General features: G+C 73.9%; 13 protein-coding genes. 4 read left to right on the top strand and 9 right to left on the bottom strand.

Going from position 1 to position 20309, the window contains the following annotated elements:
• Positions 1–6: 6 nt before the first annotated feature.
• Together ACR68M_RS21465 and ACR68M_RS21460 are read right to left on the bottom strand one after the other, a co-directional pair.
• Positions 7–2979 (bottom strand): S53 family peptidase, encoded by a 2973-nt coding sequence (locus ACR68M_RS21465; RefSeq protein WP_441245725.1) that lies wholly within the window; start codon positions 2977–2979, stop codon positions 7–9.
• Positions 2980–3228: 249 nt separating this feature from the next.
• Positions 3229–4506: a cell division protein PerM gene (locus ACR68M_RS21460; protein ID WP_441245724.1), complete on the bottom strand. Its 1278-nt coding sequence runs from the start codon at positions 4504–4506 to the stop codon at positions 3229–3231.
• Positions 4507–4623: 117 nt separating this feature from the next.
• Here ACR68M_RS21460 and ACR68M_RS21455 point away from each other — a divergent pair, with 117 nt between their 5' ends.
• Positions 4624–5700, top strand: a complete 1077-nt coding sequence (locus tag ACR68M_RS21455; RefSeq protein WP_441245723.1) for a LuxR C-terminal-related transcriptional regulator — start codon at positions 4624–4626, stop codon at positions 5698–5700.
• Positions 5701–5857: 157 nt separating this feature from the next.
• Here the strand turns inward: ACR68M_RS21455 and sucD are convergent, their stop codons facing one another.
• The 5 genes from sucD to ACR68M_RS21430 form a co-directional block, all read right to left on the bottom strand.
• Positions 5858–6742, bottom strand: a complete 885-nt coding sequence (gene sucD, locus ACR68M_RS21450) for a succinate--CoA ligase subunit alpha (RefSeq protein ID WP_441245722.1) — start codon at positions 6740–6742, stop codon at positions 5858–5860.
• A gap of 17 nt (positions 6743–6759) precedes the next feature.
• Positions 6760–7938, bottom strand: coding sequence for an ADP-forming succinate--CoA ligase subunit beta (gene sucC, locus ACR68M_RS21445; protein ID WP_441245721.1), 1179 nt, complete (start codon positions 7936–7938; stop codon positions 6760–6762).
• Positions 7939–8281: 343 nt separating this feature from the next.
• Positions 8282–9436, bottom strand: coding sequence for a VWA domain-containing protein (locus tag ACR68M_RS21440; RefSeq protein WP_441245720.1), 1155 nt, complete (start codon positions 9434–9436; stop codon positions 8282–8284).
• Positions 9433–11751 carry a DUF5682 family protein gene (locus ACR68M_RS21435; protein ID WP_441245719.1) on the bottom strand — a complete coding sequence of 773 codons (2319 nt, stop codon included), beginning with the start codon at positions 11749–11751 and terminating at the stop codon, positions 9433–9435. Before ACR68M_RS21435 ends, ACR68M_RS21440 begins: the two co-directional genes overlap by 4 nt.
• Before the next feature lie 49 nt (positions 11752–11800).
• Positions 11801–12904 (bottom strand): ATP-binding protein, encoded by a 1104-nt coding sequence (locus ACR68M_RS21430; protein WP_441245718.1) that lies wholly within the window; start codon positions 12902–12904, stop codon positions 11801–11803.
• Positions 12905–13053: 149 nt separating this feature from the next.
• On the opposite strand from ACR68M_RS21430, the gene ACR68M_RS21425 reads away from it, so the two are divergent.
• On the top strand, positions 13054–14370 hold the full coding sequence (locus ACR68M_RS21425) for an SWIM zinc finger family protein (RefSeq protein WP_441245717.1): 1317 nt from the start codon (positions 13054–13056) through the stop codon (positions 14368–14370).
• A 28-nt stretch (positions 14371–14398) separates the two neighbouring features.
• Positions 14399–15961: a DUF5691 domain-containing protein gene (locus ACR68M_RS21420; RefSeq protein ID WP_441245716.1), complete on the top strand. Its 1563-nt coding sequence runs from the start codon at positions 14399–14401 to the stop codon at positions 15959–15961.
• Here the strand turns inward: ACR68M_RS21420 and ACR68M_RS21415 are convergent.
• Together ACR68M_RS21415 and pcrA are read right to left on the bottom strand one after the other, a co-directional pair.
• Positions 15958–16356, bottom strand: coding sequence for a cobalamin B12-binding domain-containing protein (locus tag ACR68M_RS21415; RefSeq protein ID WP_441245715.1), 399 nt, complete (start codon positions 16354–16356; stop codon positions 15958–15960). The genes ACR68M_RS21420 and ACR68M_RS21415 overlap by 4 nt on opposite strands.
• Positions 16357–16456: 100 nt before the next feature.
• Positions 16457–19063: a DNA helicase PcrA gene (pcrA, locus tag ACR68M_RS21410; RefSeq protein ID WP_441245714.1), complete on the bottom strand. Its 2607-nt coding sequence runs from the start codon at positions 19061–19063 to the stop codon at positions 16457–16459.
• 254 nt (positions 19064–19317) lie between these two features.
• On the opposite strand from pcrA, the gene ACR68M_RS21405 reads away from it, so the two are divergent.
• On the top strand, positions 19318–20307 hold the full coding sequence (locus ACR68M_RS21405) for an NlpC/P60 family protein (RefSeq protein ID WP_441245713.1): 990 nt from the start codon (positions 19318–19320) through the stop codon (positions 20305–20307).
• The last annotated feature ends 2 nt before the right edge of the window (positions 20308–20309 follow it).

The following is a 20309-nucleotide window of genomic DNA, read 5'->3' as shown; positions in this document are numbered from 1 at the left end:
GGGGGTTCAGTTGCTGTAGTAGCCGAAGAGGTCGACGACCACGTCGGTGGTGCCCGGCCCGAAGGCCGCCAGGTCGATCGCGCCGTTGTGCACGGGCACGGTGACCTGGTTGGCGACCGTGGTGCCCCGCACCCAGTTCAGGTTGGAGGCCAGCGGGCGGGCCGCGCCGTGCGACCAGACGGTCAGGTAGCCGGGCGCGGTGGTGTTGGTGACGGTGACGTTGAGGACGGCTGAGGTCGCCTCCCACGGGACGCGGGCGTTGGCGGCCTCCAGGGCGACCGGCAGAGTCTGGGCGTTGGCGAGTGCGCCGTGTCCCTGGCGGGTGTCGGTCTGCCGGGTCGGGTTCACGGCGTGGAACCTGCCGCCCGAGGCCGTGGGCGAGAAGTAGCCCGCGATGTCCACCACGATGTCCATCGCGCCGCCGCTGCCGTTGTACAGGGCGATCCTGCCGTCGGCGCCGATCGGGACGATCACCGCGTTCGGCACGGTCTGGCCCGGCACCCAGTTCAGGTTGGAGGCCAGCGGGCGGTCGACGCCGCTCGGGTAGGCGGTCAGCCAGCCACCGGCGGCGGTGTCCACGGCGGTCACGTTGAGCACGGCGGCCGTGGCGCCGGAGGCCGGGACACCACCCTTGCCCGCGATCTGCAGGGAGACGGCCGACCTGCCGGCGACGGTGCCCCGGCCCGAGTGGTCACGGGTGTCCAGCAGCCGGGTCGGCGCGAGCGGGGCGAGCTGCGATCCGGCTCCGGCAGTGGTGTAGTAACCGGCGATGTCGGCGACGAAGTCCGCCGCGCCCCAGCTGCCGTTGAACAGCGCCACGGTGCCGTCGGCGCTGACCGGGACGGTCACCAGGTTCGGCACGACCGCCCCCGGGGCCCAGTTCAGGTTGGACGACAGCGGGCGCGGCGTAGCGGCCGGGTAGGCGGTCAGGTAGCCGGCCCCGGCGGTGTCGGTGACGGTGGCGTTGAGGACGACGGCGGTGACGCCACTGCCCGGCACACCGGCCCGGCCGCCGACCCTCAGGTCGATCGAGGTCTGCGCCGCGACCCGGCCCCGGCCGCTGCCGTCACGGGTGTCCAGGATGCGCTGCGGGGAGACCGGCACGTAGGTCGCGGCGGGCGGGCACAGCGCGTCCACCAGCTGCGCGCCCTTCGGGGTGCCGAGGCCGGTCGCCATGTCGTACGAGGCGGCGGCGGCGAACCGGCCGCCCTGGAAGCCGATGTCGTTGTTGCCGGAGGTGATGTCCGTCAGCGGGCTCCGGCCGGACCGGGCCGCCTGGTAGAGCGGCTGGTTCACGTTGCCGACGCGGCCGGAGCACTTGTGCGAGGCGTTCACGTGCGCGGTCAGCGCTGCCCACAGCGGAGCCGCGCCGCTCGTGCCCCCGATCGTCATCCAGTACTCGGCACCGGTCGCCATCACGTAGCCGGTGTCCGGGTCGGCCACGGCCGCGACGTCCGGGTCCTGACGGCAGGTCGCACCGGCCGCCGCACCGCAGACGGTGTTGCTGAAGCCGGGGCCGGTGAACCCGGCCTGGTAGTTCACCGCGTTGCCGACGGCGTTGCGGGAGACCCCGCCGCCGGAGGCGCCGCCGTCGTGGTTCCAGACCTTCTCGGAGGGGCTGCCCAGGCCCGACAGCGTGGTGCCGCCGACGCCGGTGACGTACGGCTGGCCCGACGGATCGTCGGTGCTCTGCGTCCGGCGCACGCTGTCCGGCTTGGAGCTCTGGTTGTAGCAGCTGCTCGAACCGTGGTCGCCCGAGGCGGCGTACACCGACTGCCCCTGCAGCGCGGCCTGGAGGAAGATGGTGGCCTCCGCGGCCCGGACGGACGACGGGATGGTCGCCTCGCACTCGCCCCAGCTGGAGGAGACGACGTCGGCCCGGTTGTCGGTGACGATCCGCCGGTAGGTGTCCAGCAGATCGCCGTACGTGAAGCCGTCGGAGGACGCGTCCCGGCCCTGGTAGAAGAGCACCTTGGCCTTGGGCGCCAGGCCGACGACGGTGTCGATGTCCAGCGCCGCTTCGAGGCCCACCTCGTCGTCGTTCGCCGGAGCCCGGTCACCGCTGCCGACCAGGATCTGCTCCACCGGCGAGCTGATGCCGTAGCAGTCCTGGAAGGCCTGGTAGCCGTCGGACGAGTACGACTCCAGCGACATGATCGCGACCGTCGACCCGGCGCCGCCGTCGGTGAGACCGCCCATGCCGTAGACCTGGGCCAGCGAGGACGGGCTGTAGTAGTCCCGGCCGTCGAGCGCACCCACGTACTCGAACTCATCCCGGATCGAGGCGCAGAGCTGCGGGTACGCCGCGGCGGCCGCCGCCGTGCCGGGGCCGCCCTTCGTCGGCGGGGTGGTCCGTACGCCGTGGGCGCCCTGGTGGTGGGCCTGCGGGGCGGCCAGCGTGTCCAGGCCCGTCACCGCGACCACGGCCGAGGCCGCGTCGGTGCGCAGCGCCGGGGCGGCGGTGTTGCGGAAGGCGGTCGAGCCGTCGGCCAGCCGGTAGCCCGCGATGCCGATGCCGAAGCCCTTCTCGGCGGCCGCGACGGTGGTGTGCACCGGGATGGTCAGGCCGTCGGCGGCCAACGAGCCGGGGGCGAGGCCCGCGGCCCGGAGCGCCCGGGTGATCTCGGCGACGGTCGCCGGGTCGGCGCCGAAGCGCTGCGCGAACACGCCGGTGGCCAGGTAGTGGTGGTACTCGGCCGAGGTGGGGTCGGTGACCGCCGCGGCGAGCGCCTGCGCCCCCACCGCGTCGCGCGGCGCGAGGCTGACGGAGAGGTCGAGGGGCGTGTCGCCGGCCGGGTCGGCGGCCCGGACCGCACCGCTGGGCAGCGGCTGCGGTGCTTCGCCGACCCGCTGCGGGGTGATGGCACCGGCCGTCGCCGCCGTCGCGGCCGGCAGGCCGGCTCCGGCGGCCAGGGCGGCGGTGACGACGGCGAGGGTGGTCGCGCGTCGGAGTAACCCTCGTATGTGTGGAACGGGCATCCGCGGTCTCCTTGAGATAACCGTGACAGGAACATGCGGAATTCCGGACAGTCATCTGCAAGGCGCCGCCAGAATCCCCCCTGCGGGATTTCTAGCAGCTCAGATGGATGGATTTTAAGATTTGCCGATTTTAGGCATGTTGGCCCAGTTCAGCCGGGGTGTCGGTGAAATCGGAGAGGCGGGTTCCGTAATTGAACCCTCCAGTACAACCTGATACTCGGGAGAGATCCGGAAATGCGCCGGTCGGTCCTAGGCGGGCCAGCTCACCACGCGGTGAAAGGCCCGGCGGGCAGCCAGCCCGGCCGGGCGCAGGCGGGGCAGAAAAGCACCGGGGAGCGTCACGACGGCCGTCCAGGCGGCGGCGGCCAGCGCCGTCCGCCAGGGGGTCGGGCCCAGCTGGGACATCCGGCCGGCCGCCAGGGCGCCGTCGGCGAGCAGGGCGACCAGGGCGGCGGCGAGGCCGACCAGCAGGGCGGTCGCCAGGGCGGCGACGGCGGTGGCCGGTGCCCGCCAGGGCTCCGCGCCGTCCGGGCCTGCCGCGCCACGACCGCCGACGGCCCGGCGTCCGAGCACCAGGGCCGGCACGACTCCCGCCAGCAGCGGCAGCCCGCAGACGGCCAGCCGCCAGCCGCCGGACGGGCCCTCCGGCAGCAGCGCGAACAGCGGGAAGTCCGGCACCGCCCCGAGCCGGGCCCCCGTCGGCGCCACCACCGTGCTCGTCCCGACCGCGAACCCCGGCCCCAGCGCGTACGCGGCGCCCCAGACCACCGCGTCCGGCAGCAGCAGGGCGCAGCTGAGCAGCAGCGCGGCGAAGCCCGCCACCCCGCCGCCGAGCCCGACGGCCGACCGCCCGGCATCACCGGCCTTGAGCACCAGCGCGCCGGTCAGCACCAACCCGCCCGCCGCGACCAGCCCGCACCCGGCGGCGGCGGCCGCCCGGCCGACCACCGGGCCCGCACCCGAGGGCCAGAGCCAGCCCGGCAGCCGGAGCCGGCACAGGGCAGGAAGCCGGCTCGCTCCGTCGGCCCCCAGGAAGCCCGCCGTGACGGCGGCAGCCGTGAGTGCGGCGACGGCGAGCAGGTCGGGCAGCGGGCGGGAGCGCAGGGCGCCGTCCGTCGCGCACTGGGTGACGGCCGCCACGGCGGCCACCAGGTACCCGGCGCACACCGCGACCGGGGCGCGCCAGTCGGAGCGTTCGCGCCGCCGCAGGCGGGCGCCCGCCCGGTGGAGCAGGACGGCGCTGAACGCGGTGAGCAGCAGCGGGGTGACGGTCAGCGGGGCGGCCGCCTCCCCCCTGGTCAGCGGGGCTCCGTGCCCGAGCAGCCAGAGGGCGCAGGTGAGCCGCCCGGCACCGGCGGCGGTGTCGTCGGAGTACGGCGCGAGCACCCACAGCCCGTACACGGGGGCCGCGACGACCGCGAGCGTGAGCAGTGCCGCGCGGGCTCCGGCCAGCAGGTCGGCGAGGACGGAGCGGGCCCCCAGCTCGCCCGGCAGGCCCATGATCGGACGGCCCATCAGCTGAGTCATGGGCCTCATGCTCCCAAGGTCACCCGTTGTGCCCCGTGAAGAGGCGAATCACCGCCGTGTCCCGGATTATTCGTTTATGTGCCTATCGCAAGCCAGCTGCGGCGGACAGGTGGCCCGATGACCACCTCCACGGCGGAGCGTACGCACCGGCGGCAGCTGGTCCGGCTGCTGACGCCCCGTGAGGCGCAGGCCCTCGACCTGCTCGTGGCGGGGCACGACACCCCGTCGATCGCCCGCTCCCTCGGGCTCGCCCCGGACGCCGCCCGCGTCCTGCTGCACCGGGCGCTGCGCAAGCTCGGCGTCCGCACCCGGGCCGGGGCCGCAGCCGTCCTCGCGCCGCCGGTGGCCGTGCCTGAGGCCGTGCCTGTCGGCGATCTGCTGGAGCGGCTGCTCGACAGCGCCCACGACCGGCTGGTGCAGCAGACCTTCCTGCTGACCGCCTGCCGCCACCGCGCCGTGCACTGCGTCCACCTGGCGCTCGGCGCAGCCGCCCGGCGGCGGCACGAGGTCGCGGCGCTGCCGGACCCGGAGGCGTGGGTACGGGCGCACGCCTTCGAGGCCGCCCTCTCGCCCTGGCACCGGGGCGGCCCCCGGCGGGCGCACCGGCTGCACCTGCCGCACCGCCGGATCAGGGTCCGCCCGGCACCGCAGGAAGAGCCCGACCGGGAGCGGCTGACGGCCCGTGACCGGGCGCTGCTGAAAGCCCTGCGGCGACTGCCCCGGCCACAGCGCCGTGCGCTCGTCCTGCACGACGGTCTCGGGCTGCCCGCAACCGTCGTGGCGGCCGAGGTCGAGTCCAGCACTCCCGCCGCCGAGGGGCGCGTACGGGCAGCGCGCACGGCGCTCGCCCGCGCCGTCCCGGACCTGGTCGGCCCCGACCCGCTGGCCCCCGGCTTCGGCGACCGGCTCAGCGAACTCCTGCACCGCGCGGCCGTCCACGGCTGCCCCCGCCCCCGACGGCCCACCCCCCTACGGCTCCGGGCCACCGGCCACGTACGCGGCGGCCTCACCACAGCCGCAGCGGCCCTGCTGTCGCTCGCCATGGGCACCGCCGTGGTCGCCACCCTCGCGGGCAACGGCCCCTCGGCGTACTTCCGGCCCACGACGGTGGCGACGCAGCCGTGCACGACACCCTTCGGCCCCGCAGCGCCCGGCGGGCAGCCGGGCATCCGCAGCTTCTGGTGCAGCCGCTAGCCGCGAGGCTGGAAGGTGCGGCGCCGTTGCTCCCGATTTCGCGCACGCAGTGAATCAAGCAGAGCCCCGCGCCCCTGGGGGCATCGCCCCAGTACGAACGCGACTGCGGCGCCACTGCCCCGGAGGGTGGTGGCGCCGCAGGCGGTGGGGCGGGGTGTTACTTGCTGATCAGCTCGCGGGCCAGGCGGGCGGTCTCGGACGGCGTCTTGCCGACCTTGACACCGGCGGCCTCGAGGGCCTCCTTCTTCGCCTGGGCGGTGCCCGAGGAGCCGGAGACGATGGCGCCGGCGTGGCCCATGGTCTTGCCCTCGGGGGCGGTGAAGCCCGCGACGTAGCCGACGACCGGCTTGGTGACGTGCTCGGCGATGTAGGCCGCCGCACGCTCCTCGGCGTCGCCGCCGATCTCGCCGATCATGACGATGATCTTGGTCTCCGGGTCCGCCTCGAACGCCGCGAGGGCGTCGATGTGCGTGGTGCCGATGACCGGGTCGCCGCCGATGCCCACGGCCGACGAGAAGCCGAGGTCACGCAGCTCGTACATGAGCTGGTAGGTCAGCGTGCCGGACTTCGAGACCAGGCCGATCGGACCGGTGGTGGTGATGTCCGCCGGGATGATGCCCGCGTTGGACTGTCCGGGGGAGATCAGGCCGGGGCAGTTCGGGCCGATGATGCGGGTCTTGTTGCCCTTGGCACCGGCGTACGCCCAGAAGGAGGCCGAGTCGTGGACCGGGACACCCTCGGTGATGACGACCGCGAGCGGGATCTCGGCGTCGATCGCCTCGACGACGGCGCTCTTGGTGAAGGCCGGCGGCACGAAGATGACCGAGACGTCGGCGCCGGTCTCCTTCATGGCCTCGGCGACCGAGCCGAAGACGGGCACCTCGGTGCCGTCGACGTCAACGGTGGTGCCGGCCTTGCGCGGGTTCACGCCGCCGACGATCTGGGTGCCGGAGGCGAGCATGCGGCGGGTGTGCTTCATGCCCTCGGAGCCGGTCATGCCCTGGACGATGACCTTGCTGTCCTTGGTAAGGAAGATAGCCATGGTGTGAGTCCCCTTCCTTACTTCGCGGCGTTCGCGAGCTCGGCGGCGCGCTCGGCGGCACCGTCCATGGTGTCCACGCGCTGGACCAGCGGGTGGTTGGCGTCGTCCAGGATCTTGCGACCCAGCTCCGCGTTGTTGCCGTCCAGGCGGACGACGAGCGGCTTGGTGACGGCCTCGCCCTTGCTCTCGAGCAGCGCGAGCGCCTGCACGATGCCGTTGGCGACCGCGTCGCACGCGGTGATGCCACCGAAGACGTTGACGAAGACCGACTTGACGTCGGGGTCGCCCAGGATGATCTCCAGGCCGTTCGCCATCACCTCGGCGGAGGCACCGCCACCGATGTCGAGGAAGTTGGCGGGCTTGACGCCACCGTGGTTCTCGCCGGCGTAGGCGACGACGTCGAGGGTGCTCATGACGAGACCCGCGCCGTTGCCGATGATGCCGACCTCGCCCTCGAGCTTGACGTAGTTGAGGCCCTTGGCCTTCGCCGCCGCCTCGAGCGGGTTGGCGGCGGCCTTGTCCTCGAGCTCGGCGTGGTGCGCCTGGCGGAACTCGGCGTTCTCGTCCAGGGAGACCTTGCCGTCGAGCGCGATGATCTTGCCCTCGCCGGACTTGATCAGCGGGTTGACCTCGACGAGGAGCGCGTCCTCGGCGATGAAGACCTTCCAGAGCTTCACCAGCACGTCGGCGACCTGGTCGGCCACCTCGGCCGGGAACTTCGCCGCGGCGACGATCTCGGCGGCCTTCTCCGGGGTGCAGCCCTCGTTGGCGTCAACGGCGATCTTGGCCAGCGCGTCGGGGTTCTCCTCGGCGACGACCTCGATCTCCACGCCGCCCTCGACGCTGGCCATCGCCAGGAAGGTGCGGTTGGTGCGGTCCAGCAGGAACGAGACGTAGTACTCGTCCTTGATGTCCGCCGTCTGGGCCAGCATCACCTTGTGAACGGTGTGGCCCTTGATGTCCATGCCGAGGATGGCGGCGGACTTGGCGACAGCGTCCTCAGGGTCCGAGGCGAGCTTCACGCCACCGGCCTTGCCTCGCCCACCGACCTTCACCTGAGCCTTGACGACGGCACGGCCGCCGAAGCGCTCGGCGATCGCGCGCGCAGCTTCGGGGGTCTCGATGACATCGCCGTCAAGCACGGGTACACCGTGCTTGGCGAAGAGGTCCCTCGCCTGGTACTCGAACAGGTCCACGTGTGTTCGTCCTTGTTCGTGGTCGCGGATTGTGTCTCTACGAGCGTGCCACGGCAGGATCTTCGCTGCGGGTCGTCGAGGCGGTGCGGGTACGCAGAAACATGAGCCTTACGGCCCGCACAGCCACGGGCGCACACGTCAATCAACACGCGCGTCACGTCCGTCTGGCAGGTTATCCCCGCCGGGCGGGCGTGTTTCGCCCGCAGCCCGGTCCGGTTTGGTGAGAACCGTCACAACGGCCGCACCCGAGCGTGTCGCGCGCCCAGCTCACGGGGGGTGCGCGGACAGTACGGGCCGTCGACGGGATTCGCACGCACGGGTGTACGGGCCGACTGTCACTCCGTCATTTACCGGCGTCCGGGATCGGCAACGGCCGCTTCTCGATCGCGGCGGCCATGATGTCGGGGAAGACGTCCGGCGTGCAGGCGAAGGCGGGTGCGCCGAGCGCCGCGAGCGCGGCGGCGTGCGCGTGGTCGTAGGAGGGGGCGCCCTCGTCGGAGAGCGCGAGCAGGGCGATGAACTGGACGCCCGCCGCCTTCATCGCCGCGACCCGCTTGAGCATCTCGTTGCGGATGCCGCCCTCGTAGAGGTCGCTGATCAGGACGACGATCGTCTCGGCCGGGCGGGTGATCTTCGACTGGCAGTACGCCAGCGCCCGGTTGATGTCGGTGCCGCCGCCGAGCTGCGTCGCGAAGAGCACGTCCACCGGGTCGGTCAGCTGCTCGGTGAGGTCGACCACGGAGGTGTCGAAGACGACCAGCCGCGTCGCCAGGCTCTTCATCGAGGCGAGCACCGCGCCGAAGACCGCCGAGTGCACGACGGAGGCGGCCATCGAGCCGGACTGGTCGATGCAGAGGATGACGTCCTTCTTGACCGCCCGCTGGGCACGGGCGTAGCCGACCAGCCGCTCGGGGACGACCGTCCGGTACTCCGGCAGGTAGTTCTTCAGGTTGGCCCGGACGGTGGCGCCCCAGTCGATGTCCTGGTGGCGCGGCCGGCTGACCTTGGCGCTGCGGTCCAGCGCACCACCGAGGGTGGCCCGGGTGCGGTCGGCCAGCCGGCGCTCCAGCTCCGCCACCACCTTGCCGACCACCGCACGGGCCGTCTCCCGGGTGGTCTCGGGCAGTGCGTGCTTGAGCGAGAGCAGGGTGCCGACGAGGTGCACGTCCGGCTCGACGGCCTCCAGCATCTCCGGCTCCAGCAGCAGCCGGTCGAGGCCGAGCCGGGAGATCGCGTCCTGCTGCATCAACTGCACCACCGTGGTCGGGAAGTACTCCCGGATGTCGCCCAGCCAGCGGGCCACCTTCGGCGCCGAACCGCCCAACCCGGCGGAGCGGGCCGCGCCCTGCCCCGCCTCGCCGCCGCTGCGGTAGAGCGCGGCGAGCGCGCCGTCCATCGCGGCGTCCCGACCGGTGAGGCGGCAGCCGGTGCCGTCCGCCTCGCCGCCGAGCACGAGCCGCCAGCGGCGCAGCCGCTCGTCCTTGAGATCGGCGGTCACTTGGCACTCCTTCGGTCGGGCTGACGGGGGATCCGGGCCAGGCCCGGGGTGTGACAGGGCGTCGGGAGGCCGAGCAGCAGGGCGAGCACCGGCAGCACGGCATCGGCCCGCCCCTCGTCGAGCTCCGTCGCCTCGGCGGCCGGTACGGGCGGCGCGCCGAGCGGACCGGCGGCGACGCGCTCGCCGACGGTGCGGCGCACCCCAGACTCCAGGGCCGAGAACGTCCGCCGCAGCAGCGGCAGGACGTCGGTGAAGACCTCCCCCGGTACGCCGCTCAGCCACTCGTCCAGCAGCCCGAGCAGCCGGGGGTCGTGCAGCAGCAGCGCCCCGCCGCCGGAGAGGAAGCCCTCGACCCACCCGGCCGCATCCGCCGGAGCCGTCGCCACCGAGAGCACCAGCCCCATCCGCCGCCCGGCCTCCGCCGAGTCGAGCCGCCCGTCGTCCAGCAGCAGCCGGACGGCCCGCCCCCGCAGCAGCCCCGGCACCCCCGTCGCCGGACCGGCCGTCGGCTCCCGCCGCGAGAGCGAGTGCAGCGTCGCCGCCCAGCGGTCGGCCAAGCCGGTCACAGACCCGGGGCCTGCCTGGCCGGCGGAGTCTCCGAGCAGCGCGACAGCGGAATGCACCGCGTCCAGGTGCTGCCGCATGGCCGCCGCACCCTCCGCGTCCAGGCCGGTGCAGGCGGGCGGGAGGCCGATGCAGATCCTCTCGGCCAGCCCGCGTGCCACGCCGTCGAGGGCGCCCGCGTCGGTGCCGCGTACGTCGCCGTAGCGCAGGGCGCGGACCAGCGCGGGGAGGGCTCCGGCGAGTTCGGCGACGTCGGTGTCGAGGGCCGCGCGGTCGGCGAGCACCTGCATCACCGGCGGCAGGGCGCCGGGCAGCCCGGCGAGCAGGCAGCGCTCGGCGAGGGCGGTCAGGGCGGGCAGCTCCTGGGTGGTGAGCGCGGTCTCGACGGCCTTGGCGGTGGCCGCGTCCTCGACGGTGGTGCCCCACTGGGCCGCCTCGACCACCCGGACGGCGAACTCGGGCTCCCAGTGCAGCCGCCAGCTCTCCCGGAAGGTGCCGGTGGAGCCGGTGGCGGAGCGGGTCGGGGTGCCCCAGTCGAGGCCGAGCAGCCGCAGGCGGTGCAGCAGCAGGGAGCGGGCGGTGTCCAGCTCCTTCCGCAGGTCGAGGTCCAGCTCGCGGTCGACGGCCTCCGGCTTGAGCCGCAGGCTGCGCTGGAGCCGGGCGAGATCCCGCTGGAGCGGCACCGTCGGCGCCGACTCGGGCACCTCGCCGAGGGCGTCACCGACCACCAGCCGGTCGTGCACCAGGGCCAGCGCGAGGTCGGAGCCGTCGCACATGACGGACCGTACGGCGTCGAGCGTCTCCGTCAGCCCGGCGAGCGGCCGCTCGCGCATCACCGCGAGGGTGCCCGCCAGCCGGACGGCCTCGATCACGTGGGCGGAGGAGACCGGGTGGTCCTCGCCGCGGAGCAGCTCGGCGGCGCGGGTGAGCCAGCGGGGCAGCGGGTCGGCGTCGGGGGTGGTGAAGAGGTGGTGGTACCAGCCAGGTGAGTCGATGCCCGCGCCGTAGCCGGTGTGCTGGGAGAGCCTGCGGTGCGTCCAGGGCACCCAGGTGATCTCGGTCCTCACCTTCTTCGGCAGGGTGGCGAGCAGCGCCCGGTCGTGGGTGACGCTCGGCATGACCGCCAGCGCCGGGACGTGCCAGGCGCCGCAGACCACGGCGATCGTGCTGTGCCCGGCCCGGTGGGCGGCGCGGATCTGCTGGCGCATGTACGCCTCACGCAGCTCGTCCCGCCGCCCGACAGGGGTCTGCTCGCGCAGGGCCGTCATGGCCTCGGCGACGGCGGCGAACGGGGCGAGGGCGTCGGCGCCGGGGCTGCGGTGCTCGACGACGTCCTCCCACCAGCGCTCGGCGTCGTCGTGCCCGGCGGCGCGGGCGAGTTCACCGAGCGGGTCGGTGGGCGCGTCGTCCTCGCGTGCCGGTGCGTCGGGGGCCAGGGTGTGGGCGGCCGGGAGGTCGACGAAGCGGACGGGGAGGTCGCGCTCGACGGCGTACCGGACGGCGACCCACTCCGGTGAGAAGACCGCGAACGGCCAGAACGCGGCCCGCGCCGGGTCGTCCACCGCGTGCGCGAGCAGCGCGACGGGCGGCACCATACTCTTCTCCCCCGCCAGCGCCACGATCCCGTCCGCCTCCGGCGGGCCCTCGATCAGCACTACGTCGGGTGCCAGCTGCTCCAACGCGGCGGCCACGGCACGGGCCGAGCCGGGCCCGTGGTGCCGCACGCCCAGCAGGGTCACATCGGCGGTCATCGGCGTGCTCTCCTTTCGACTTCGGTGTGACGTGCTGTGACGTGCCGGGCTACTGCCTCGCTGCGCGGTAGAAGTCCTTCCAGCCCTCGCGCTCGCGGACGACGCCCTCGACGTACTCGCGCCAGACGGCCCGGTCGGCGACCGGGTCGCGCAGGACGGCGCCGGCTATGCCGGTGGTGACGTCGGCGGCGCGGAGCACGCCGTCGCCGAAGTGGGCGGCGAGGGCGAGGCCGTTGGTGACGACGGAGATCGCCTCGGCGGTGGAGAGGGTGCCGCTCGGGGTCTTGACCTTGGTGCGGCCGTCGGTGGTGATGCCGTCCCGCAGCTCGCGGAAGACCGTGACGACCCGGCGGATCTCCTCGGCTCCGCCCGGGAGTTCGGGCAGGTCGAGCGAGCGGCCGAGCTGGTTGACCCGGCGGGTGACGATGTCGACCTCCTCGTCCAGCGAGCCGGGCAGCGGGAGGACGACGGTGTTGAACCGGCGGCGCAGCGCGCTGGAGAGCTCGTTGACGCCCCGGTCGCGGTCGTTGGCGGTGGCGATCAGGTTGAAGCCGCGCACGGCCTGCGTCTCGTCGCCCAGCTCGGGGATCGGCAGGGTCTTCTCGGAGAGGATGGTGATCAGGCCGTCCTGCACGTCGGCCGGGATGCGGGTCAGCTCCTCGACCCGGGCGATCTTGCCGTCGGCCATCGCCCGCATCACCGGGGAGGGCACCAGCGCCGCCCGGCTGGGCCCGTGCGCGAGCAGCTGGGCGTAGTTCCAGCCGTAGCGGACGGCCTCCTCCGGCGTCCCGGCGGTGCCCTGGACGAGCAGCGTGGAGTCACCGGAGATCGCCGCCGCGAGGTGCTCGGAGACCCAGGTCTTGGCAGTGCCGGGCACCCCGAGCAGCAGCAGCGCCCGGTCGGTGGCCAGCGTGGTGACGGCGACCTCGACGATCCGGCGCGGGCCGACGTACTTGGGGCTGATCACCGTGCCGTCCGGCAGCTCGCCGCCGAGCAGGTACGTGGCGACGGCCCAGGGCGAGAGCCGCCAGCGCTCGGGGCGGGGGCGGTCGTCCTGCGCGGCGAGAGCGGCGAGCTCGGCGGCGTACGCGTCCTCGGCGTGCTCCCGGAGCACCTCGGCCTGGGCGGCGTTCTCACTCGTACGAGCAGTCATCTGAAGCTCCTTCAGGGCATACCTGTGGCAGGGCGGAAGGACGGGGAAGTGGGTGTCGGCGGAGGCTCTGCCTGCGAGAACAACGATGCCGCAGCCCACTGACAGCGCCCGCCGACCGACTGTCAGTGGGCGCTTCTAGCGTCTGCGGCATGGAGGAACGTTGGAGCACCGAACACGTCCTGTCCCTCGCGCCTGACCAGGCGTCGTGCAAGGCGGCGGGCAAGCTCTCCGCCGCCGCTCCCTGGTCCGGGACGGGCTGGGGGCACACCGCACTGTGGGGGCTCTGCAAGGGCAGCGGCAGCACGCCGTACCGGACGGTGATCGACCTGGCCGCGCCTGCGTACAAGTGCAGTTGCCCGAGCCGGAAGTTCCCGTGCAAGCACGCACTGGGCCTGCTGCTGCTGTGGAGCGGCAGCCCGGAGGCCGTCGCCTCGGGCGCCGAGCCGCCCGAGTGGGCGGCGGAGTGGCTGGCCGGGCGGCAGGAGGTGGAGAAGCCCGCCGTGGCGGCCGTCACCGACCCGGTCGCCGCGCAGCGCCGGGCCGAGCAGCGTGCGGCCCGCGTCGCTGCGGGGGCACAGGAGCTGCGGCTGCGGCTCGCCGACCGCGTCCGGCACGGCCTGGCCGACCGGGCGCCCGTCGCGGGCGGCTGGGGGGAGGTCGCGGCCCGGATGGTCGACGCCCAGGCCCCCGGGCTGGCCTCGCGGGTACGGCAGTTGGAGGAGACACCGGAGGACGAGCTGCTCTCCGGGTACGCGCTGCTCGACCTGCTCGCCGGGGCCTACGGCCGGGTCGGCGAGCTGCCGGAGCCGCTGGCGGCGACCGTCCGCACCCGGGTCGGTTTCACCAGCGACACCGCCGAGCTGCTCGCCGGGCCGACGGTCCGCGACCGCTGGCAGGTGCTCGGCGCCCGCACCACCGGCGCCGAGGGCTCCGCCGACGGGCGGCTCACCACCCGGCGGATCTGGCTGCGCGGCGCCAAGACCGGCCGCCCGGCCCTGCTGCTCTCCTTCGGACGCCCCGGCAAGGCTCCCGAACTCGCCCTGCCCACCGGTCTGTTGCTGGAGGCCGAGCTGGCCTTCCACCCGGGCGCCCGCCCGCTTCGGGCCGTCCTCGGCACCCGGCACGGCACGCCCGAGCCGGCCCCGGCCGAGCCGCCCGCCGGGCTCTCCCCCGAGGAGGCCGCCGCAGCGTACGGCGAGGCCGTCGCGGACGATCCCTGGCTCGAGCACTGGCCGACCGTGCTGGACGGCGTGGTGCCGGTCCTGCGGCCCGGCGGCTGGCAGCTGACGGACGGTCGGCACAGCGTCGCCGTCCGGCCGGGCAGCATCCCCGAGACCGCGCTCTGGCGGCTCGCGGCCGTCTCGGCCGGGCACCCGGTGACGCTCTTCGGCGAGTACGGGCACGCGGGCTTCGCCCCCGTCACCGCCTGGACGCGCGACGGCCGCCCGACCGCCCTCGCCCGATGACCCGCCCTACCGACCAAGGAGCCGCACAGTGACCTGGGAAGACCTCCGGACCGCCGCCCTGCTCGGCACCGACCGCCGACCGCTACCGCCCGCCGGCAGCACGCTCACCGCCGCCGTGGACCGCTCCGACCCGGCCCGCGCCCTGCTGGAGCTGGCCGCCCTGGAGACCGTACGGCGCCGGGCCGGGGCCCGGCCCGGCCCGGCCGTCGAGCTGCCGGAGCCCCCCGCGCCCGACCCCCGGCCCGAGGTGCCGGAGGCCGCCGCCCGACGGCTCGCCCTGCTGATCGGCGAGCGGCAGGGCGCCGGGCACGTCGCCAATCTCGGCGAGCTGCTGCCGCAGTGGCTCGCCACGGCCCGCGAACACGGCTACCGGGCGCCCGCCGCCCAGCTGCCCGAGCTGCTGGACGCGGCCCGCGCCCGCACCGAACTGCGCAGCGACACCGTCACCCTGGCCGGTCCGCTCGGTCACTGGCTCGCCGCGCAGAACCCGGACTGGCGCTTCGTCAGCCGTACGGTCGCGCAGGCCGCACCCGCCGAGCCGACCGACCGGCTCTGGCAGGAGGGCCTGTTCGCCGAGCGGGTCACCCACCTGACCAGACTGCGCCGCAGCGACCCGGCGGCCGCCCTCGGCCTGCTGCGCTCGACCTGGGCGGCGGAGCGCGCGGAGGACCGGCTGCTCTTCCTCGACACCCTCCAGGAGGGGTTGTCGCCCGCCGACGAGGAGTTCCTGGAGGCCACCCTCACCGACCGCAGCAAGAACGTCCGGGCGATGGCCGCCGAGCTGCTCTCCACCCTCCCCGGCTCCGCGCTGGCGGGGCGGATGGCCGAACGGGCCCGCGCCGCCGTGCGGTTCGAGGGAGGCAGGCTGTCCAGCGGCGGCAGGCTGGTGGTCGACCCGCCCGCCGAGTGCGACGCCGCGATGCAGCGGGACGGCGTGCCGCCCAAGTCCCCCACCGGGCGCGGCGAACGGGCCTGGTGGTTCGGCGAGGTCGTCGCCGCCACTCCGCTCGGGGTCTGGACGGGCGACACCGGGCTCGACCCGGCGCAGCTGCTCGCCCTGCCGGTGGTCGAGCAGGAGTGGACGGAGGACCTGCGGGAGGGCTGGGCCCGCGCCGCCGTCCGGCAGCAGGACGCCGTCTGGGCCCGCGCCCTGCTCGGGCCGGCGCCGACGGTCCGGCCCGCCAGGCGCGGCCGCCCGGACCGGACGGCCGGCGCCTCCGCCAAGCTGCTCGCCGTCCTGCCCCCCGCCGAGCGGGCGGCCTGGACGGCCTCCTACATAGCCGCCCACGGGCTGGGCGAGGCGTTCCAGGCACTCGGCGCCTGCGCCACGCCCTGGACCCCGCCGCTGAGCACCGCCGTCGTCGCCGCGCTCCGACGGGCGGCCGACTCCGGCGCGTACCCGTGGAGCCACAGCGGCGTGCTCGGCATGACCGAGCGGGCGCTCGCCCCCGAGACCGCCCCGGAGGTCGAGTCGCTGGCGGCCGTGACCACCCCGGACAGCTCCTGGGCGGAGACCTTCACCCGGCTGGCGGGGACGCTGCGCTTCCGCGCCGCGATGCTCTCCGAGCTGGACCCGCAGACCGGTCCCTAGCGGAGGTTGGACTTGACCCAGTCGATGATCTCGGTGGTCGGGGTGCCCGGGGTGAAGATGCCGATGACGCCGAGCGCCTTGAGCTCGGCCATGTCGTCGTCCGGGATGATGCCGCCGCAGAAGACCTTGATGTCGGCGGCGTCGCGCTCCTTCAGCAGCTCGACCACCTTGGCGCACAGTGTCATGTGGGCGCCGGAGAGGACGGACAGGCCGATGCCGTCCGCGTCCTCCTGGATCGCCGTGTCGACGATCTGCTCGGGGGTCTGGTGCAGGCCGGTGTAGATGACCTCCATACCGGCGTCGCGCAGCGCCCGCGCGATCACCTTGGCGCCCCGGTCATGCCCGTCGAGCCCCGGCTTGGCTACGACCACACGGATCGGGCCTGACACACCCATCACTGCCTCCTGGACCACGTTGTCCCAACACGCGGCCGACCCGGTCGGCCTCCCGTAGTTAACCATCGATAACCGGCTCATGGGGAGGCCGACCAGGGAGTTACAACTTCTCGACCGGCGCGTAGCGCAGCAGCAGCTGCTTGCGCCCGGAGGCACCGAAGTCGATCGTCGCCTGGGCCTTGTCGCCGACGCCCGAGGTCGCCGCCACCGTGCCCAGGCCGAAGGTGTCGTGGGTCACGCGGTCGCCGACGGCCAGCGCGACGATCTCGCGCTCGGTGACCTTGCGGACGGACTTGCCCCAGCCGGCCTTCGGCGCCGCGCCGCCCCGCGCGGAGGAGCCGTAGGAGGACGACGAGGACGAGGAGGAGGAGGAGGAGGACAGGCTCCGGGAGGGCGGCGCCGAGGCCGCGCCCGTCCGCTTCCAGTGCACCAGCGAATCCGGGATCTCCTCCAGGAAGCGCGAGGCCGGGTTGTAGGAGGGCTGGCCCCAGGCGCTGCGCAACACCGAGCGGGTCAGGTAGAGCCGCTGCCGGGCGCGGGTAAGGCCGACGTACGCGAGGCGGCGCTCCTCCTCCAGCTCCTTGACCTGGTTGAGGGCCCGCATGTGCGGGAAGATCCCGTCCTCCATGCCGGTCAGGAAGACCACCGGGAACTCGAGGCCCTTGGCCGTGTGCAGCGTCATCATCGTGATGACGCCCGAGCCGTCCTCGTCATCGGGGATCTGGTCGGAGTCCGCGACCAGCGCGACCCGCTCCAGGAAGTCGGCGAGCGAGCCGACCGGCGGGGTGCCCTCGCCGTCGCCGTCCGGGCGCTCGCCCGGGTCCTTCTCGTACTCCAGGGCGACGGCGGCGAGCTCCTGGAGGTTCTCCACCCGGGTCTCGTCCTGCGGGTCGGTGGAGTGCTGGAGTTCGGCGAGGTAACCGGTCTCCTCCAGCACCGCCTCCAGCACGGCGGCCGGGCCCGCGCCGGATTCGACGATCTGCCGCAGCCCGGCCATCAGGTCGTTGAACTTCCGTACGGCGTTGGCCGAGCGCGCGGCCATCCCGTACGCCTCGTCGACCCGCTGCAGCGCCTGGGCGAAGCTGATCCGCTCGCGCGAGGAGAGCGCGTCGATCATCGCCTCGGCGCGGTCGCCGATGCCGCGCTTGGGCACGTTGAGGATGCGCCGCAGCGGCACGGTGTCCTCGGGGTTGGAGAGCACCCGCAGGTACGCGAGGACGTCGCGGACCTCCTTGCGCTCGTAGAAGCGCACCCCGCCGACGACCTTGTAGGGCAGGCCGACCCGGATGAAGACCTCTTCGAAGACGCGGGACTGCGCGTTCGTCCGGTAGAAGATCGCGACGTCGCCGGGCCGGGCCTCGCCCTTGTCGGTCAGCCGGTCGATCTCGTCGGCGATGAACTGCGCCTCGCCGTGCTCGTCGTCCGCGACGTACCCGACGACCTTCTCGCCGTGCTCGCCCGCCGTCCAGAGCTTCTTCTCGCGGCGGCTGGTGTTGCGCTCGATGACGGCGTTGGCGGCGCTCAGGATGGTCTGGGTGGAGCGGTAGTTCTGCTCCAGCAGGATCGTCGTCGCGTCCGGGTAGTCCTCCTCGAACTGGAGGATGTTGCGGATCGTCGCGCCTCGGAAGGCGTAGATCGACTGGTCGGCGTCACCCACCACGCACAGCTCGGCAGGCGGCACCTCGGCGAGCTGCGCGGCTGCCGGGTTGACGAAGTCGCCGTCCACGGTGCGCTTCAGGGCCTGGGCGGTGCCGCCGCTGAGCTCGCGGACCAGCATGTACTGGGCGTGGTTGGTGTCCTGGTACTCGTCGACCAGGATGTGCCGGAAGCGCCGGCGGTAGTGCTCTGCGACGGCAGGGAAGGCCTGGAGCAGGTTGACCGTCGTCATGATGATGTCGTCGAAGTCCAGCGCGTTGGCCTCGCGCAGGCGGCGCTGGTAGAGGAAGTACGCCTCGGCGAGCTTCTTCTCCATCGGGTTGGCGGCCTGCGCGGCGTACGTCTCCTCGTCGATCAGCTCGTTCTTGAGGTTGCTGATCTTCGCGGTGAAGGACTTCGGCGGGAACTGCTTCGGGTCCAGGTCGAGATCGCGGCAGCACAGCGCCATCAGCCGCTGCGAATCCGCCGAGTCGTAGATCGAGAAGCTGGACGTGAAGCCGAGGACCTTGCTCTCCCGGCGCAGGATGCGCACGCACGCGCTGTGGAAGGTCGACACCCACATCGCGCGGGCGCGCGGCCCGACCAGGCTCTCGACGCGCTCGCGCATCTCCCCGGCGGCCTTGTTGGTGAAGGTGATCGCCAGGATCTCGCCCGGCTGCACGTGCCGGGCGCCGAGCAGGTACGCGATCCGGTGCGTCAGCACCCGGGTCTTGCCGGAGCCGGCCCCGGCGACGATCAGCAGCGGCGAGCCGGCGTGCAGCACGGCCTCGCGCTGCGGGTCGTTCATCCCCTCCAGCAGCTGCACCGGGTCCACCACGGTGCGGGCAGCGCCGTTGCGGTGCCAGGCGTCGCGCTCGACGGCGGCCGCGTGGTCGGTCTGGAACAGGCCCTCGGGGATGGCCTCCTCGTACGTGCTCTCGTACATGTCGTGCGGAGCGTCGTACGGAGGCTCCTCGTACGGGGGCTCGTCGACGGGCTTCGGCTGCTGCTGCGACTCGGCCGAGGGGTCCTCGAAGCCGGGGAGCGGGAGGTCGTCAAAGAGGCTAGTCATGGCCCTTCGAGTCTATGGCCCGCCACCGACAGCCCGACCCGGCCGGTGAATCTGCCAGATCCGTGCTGATCAGCGCGGCAGAACGACGGATCCGGACAGCGGAATGATCAGTTCCGCAGGCTTCCGGTCAGGGCCGTGACTTGCGGCGCGGCGCGGCGCGGCGGCCCGCTAACGTCCCCGTCCTACACCGGACCGGCACACCCTGCCGCCCGCACAGCACCAGCTCACACCCAGGACCAGGAGCCCCACCCGCCATGGCCTCGCACCGAAAACCCCGGACCGCCCCACGGCGCTCCCGCACGGTCGCCACCTTCGCGGGGGCGGCAGCCGTCTCCGTCGGCGGCCTCGCCGCACCGAGCCACGCCGAACCGGCGCCCGGTGCGGCGCAGGTCCGGGCCCAGGTGGACGAGCTCTTCCAGGAGGCCGAGCAGGCCACCCAGCGCTACGACGGCGCGGGCGAGCAGGCGGCGGCCCTCCAGCGGCAGGTCGGCCGGCTCCAGGACGAGCTGGCCCGCAAGATCGCCGCCGTCGAGACCACCCGGGCCCGGCTCGGCGCCCTCGCCGCCGACCAGTACCGCAGCGGCGGCCTCTCCCGGACGCTCCAACTGGCCCTCGCCGACGACCCGCAGCAGTTCCTGGAGCGCGCGGGCATGCTCGACCAGGCGGGGGCGATCGAGCAGCAGACCCTCCAGCAGTACGGCCGCCAGCGCACCGCGTTGGACACCCAGACCGCCGAGGCGCAGGACCGCCTGGCCGAGCTGAGCCGCCGCCAGCAGGAGCTGGCCGCCGACCGGGCCGCCGTCCAGCGCAAGCTCGCCCAGGCGCAGAGCCTGCTGGCCCGCCTCACCCCGGCCGGGCCGGGCGACGAGTTCACGGACGCCCCCGCACCGGCCACCGGCCGCGCCGCCCAGGCCGTCGCGTTCGCCGTCGCCCAGCTCGGCAAGCCCTACGTCTGGGGCGCCACCGGGCCCGGCTCCTACGACTGCTCCGGCCTCGTCCAGGCCGCCTGGGCCGCCGCCGGGGTGAGCCTCCCCCGCACCACCTACGCCCAGATCGACGCCGCCCCCCGGGTCTCCCGGGGCGAACTCCGCCCCGGCGACCTGGTCTTCTTCTTCTCCGCCGTCAGCCACGTCGGCCTCTACACCGGCTACGGCCGCATGATCCACGCCCCGCACCCGGGCGCACCCGTCCGCTACGAGTCGGTCGACGTCATGCCCTTCGCCGGAGCCGTCCGGCCCGCCTGACC

Source organism: Kitasatospora sp. McL0602, assembly GCF_052076145.1.
Taxonomy (GTDB): Bacteria; Actinomycetota; Actinomycetes; order Streptomycetales; family Streptomycetaceae; genus Kitasatospora.
The sequence above is the reverse complement of the archived record's forward strand: the minus strand, read 5'-3'. Positions and strand labels throughout refer to the sequence as shown.